Origin of the sequence: Actinoplanes sp. NPDC048791, from assembly GCF_040650095.1 — a bacterium.
In the GTDB taxonomy this organism is placed as follows: Bacteria; Actinomycetota; Actinomycetes; order Mycobacteriales; family Micromonosporaceae; genus Actinoplanes.
Window position 1 is genome coordinate 1 of record NZ_JBEZGQ010001230.1, and the last position, 2,231, is coordinate 2,231.

The window sequence follows — 2,231 nt, forward strand, 5'->3', positions numbered from 1 at the left end:
GACGCGCTGCGCGCCCCGAACCTGGAACCGGTGCTGCTCGACATCACCGACCCGGCCCAGGTCGAAGCGGTGGCCCACCGCATCACCGCCGACCCGGCCCGCCGGCAGCTGCGCGCGGTGATCAACAACGCCGGCATCGCCATCAACGCGCCGGTCGAGCTGCTGTCGATGGCGCAGTGGCGGGAGCAGTTCGAGGTCAACTTCTTCGGGCACGTCGCGGTCACCAAGGCCGTCCTGCCCGCCCTGCATGCGGCGGGCGGCCGGGTGGTGAACATCAGCTCGATCGGCGGCAAGGTGGCAATGCCGACCTACGGCGCGTACGCCGGCGCGAAGTTCGCCATGGAGGCGATGAGCGACGCGTTGCGCCGGGAGCTCGCCCCGCACGGTGTTCAGGTGGTGGTCGTCGAGCCCGGTGGCGTGCGTACCGAGATGGCCGGCCACGCGGTCGAGCGGGCCAACGACATCATCGCCGGGCTGTCGCCGGTCGAGCGGGGGCGGTACGAGGGGCTGTTGCGGGCAATCGTCAGCCACGCCACGGCGTTCACGAAGGCGGGGCGTCCGGCCGAGGCGGCCGGGCGGGTCATCGCGGATGCTGCGACGGTTCGGCGGCCGCGCACCCGCTACACCATCGGGCGGGATGCGGCTGTGCTCACGCGGCTGTCGCGGCTGCTTCCGGATCGGGTGCTCGACCGGCTTCTCGCCGCTGACCTGCGCTCACATTTCCCCAAGGAGCAGCCCGCGACAGTGGCCGGCTGAGCGCTCCCTGCGGCGGCCGGTTGAGCTTGATTCGCGCGGCGGCCGCGTTGACCGCGTTGGCCGGTTGGGCGCGCTTTGCGCGGGGGTCGGCTGGGTGGGGTCTGGACGGAAGTCGGTTGGCGCGGTCTGTCCGGCGGCGGTCAGCGGACCAGCAGGGTCGTGCCGTCACCGCGGGCGGGGAGCAGCTCGCCGATAATGGGGTAGCCGGGCACCTCGCCCGCCACCAGCAGCCCGCCGGAGGTCTGCGCGTCCGCCAGCAGCAGCAACTCGTCCTCGGAGACACCGTCCGCATCCAGGTGCGGGCGTACCCAGTCCAGGTTGCGCCGGGTGCCGCCGCTGACGTACCCGGCGGCGAGGGCGTCCCGGGCACCCTCCAGATAGGGCACCGCCGCCGCGTCCACCCGGGCGGTCAGCTTGCTGGCCCGGGCCAGCTTGTGCAGGTGCCCGAGCAACCCGAAGCCGGTGACATCGGTCGCGCACACGGCCCCGGCGGCCAGCGCGGCCTCGGAGGCGGCCCGGTTGAGCCCGGTCATCGCGGCGACGGCCTGGGGGAAGACCTCCCCGGTGTTCTTGTGCCGGCTGTTGAGCACCCCGATGCCCAGCGGCTTGGTCAGGGTCAGCGGCACCCCGGCCACCCCGGCGTCGTTGCGCATCAGGTGATCGGGGTCGGCGATGCCCGTGACGGCCATGCCGTACTTGGGCTCGGGGTCGTCGACGCTGTGGCCGCCGGCGACGTGGCAACCGGCCTCGCGGGCGACGGCCAGGCCGCCGCGCAGCACCTCGGCGGCCAGCTCCATCGGCAGCAGATCCCGCGGCCAGGCCAGCAGATTGACCCCGACGACGGGTGCGCCGCCCATGGCGTACACGTCGGACAGCGCGTTGGCGACGGCGATCCGCCCCCAGTCGTAGGCGTCGTCGACCACGGGGGTGAAGAAGTCGGCGGTGGCGACGATGGCGACCCCGTTGGCGATCCGCACGACCGCGGCGTCGTCGCCGTCGTCCAGCCCGACCAGAAGCTCACCCGGCCCGCGCGGCGCGGTCTCGCCCATCAGGCCGGAGACGACGGTCTCCAGCTCGCCCGGAGGAATCTTGCACGCGCAGCCACCGCCGTGCGCGTACCCGGTCAGCCGTCGGCTCTGTGTAGACGTCACCATCGCACTCTTGCACGATCACCGGCATCCCGCCGAGCGCGGCCGCGGCGGGCGGCCTAGGGTGATCGACGGAGGCGTTCAGGTGGCTGGTGCCCCTCCCGGTCTTCAAAACCGGTGTGGCCCGGTATCCGGGCCGGGCGGGTTCGATTCCCGTCCGCCTCCGCTCACCCTTTTCCCCTCGTACGGCCACGGTGGACCAGGGGTAGGCAACGGGTAGAAGATCGCTTGTGACAATCCCCTTGCAGTGACACGCTTCGACGCGTGCTTGCCGTTGAAGATCAGTCGGGCAATGTCAGCGGACCGGTGCTCATCATCGTTCTGCTG

At 72.1% G+C, this 2,231-nt stretch carries 2 protein-coding genes and 1 tRNA gene; 2 read left to right on the plus strand and 1 reads right to left on the minus strand.

Going from position 1 to position 2,231, the window contains the following annotated elements; genetic code table 11:
* Positions 1-756, plus strand: a 756-nt coding sequence (locus tag AB0C29_RS44725) for an SDR family NAD(P)-dependent oxidoreductase (protein ID WP_360833938.1), incomplete at its 5' end; no start/stop codon positions are given.
* A 140-nt stretch (positions 757-896) separates the two neighbouring features.
* Here the strand turns inward: AB0C29_RS44725 and selD are convergent.
* The gene (selD, locus tag AB0C29_RS44730) at positions 897-1,910 is read right to left on the minus strand and encodes a selenide, water dikinase SelD (protein WP_360833940.1); all 1,014 of its coding nucleotides are present in this window, start codon (positions 1,908-1,910) and stop codon (positions 897-899) included.
* A gap of 67 nt (positions 1,911-1,977) precedes the next feature.
* Here selD and AB0C29_RS44735 point away from each other — a divergent pair.
* A tRNA-Sec gene (locus AB0C29_RS44735) sits at positions 1,978-2,071 on the plus strand.
* The last annotated feature ends 160 nt before the right edge of the window (positions 2,072-2,231 follow it).

Coding starts and splice junctions, on each gene's coding strand:
- selD (WP_360833940.1), bottom strand. CDS start 1,910: ATGGTGACGTCTACACAGAGCCGACGGCTGACCGGGTACGCGCACGGC.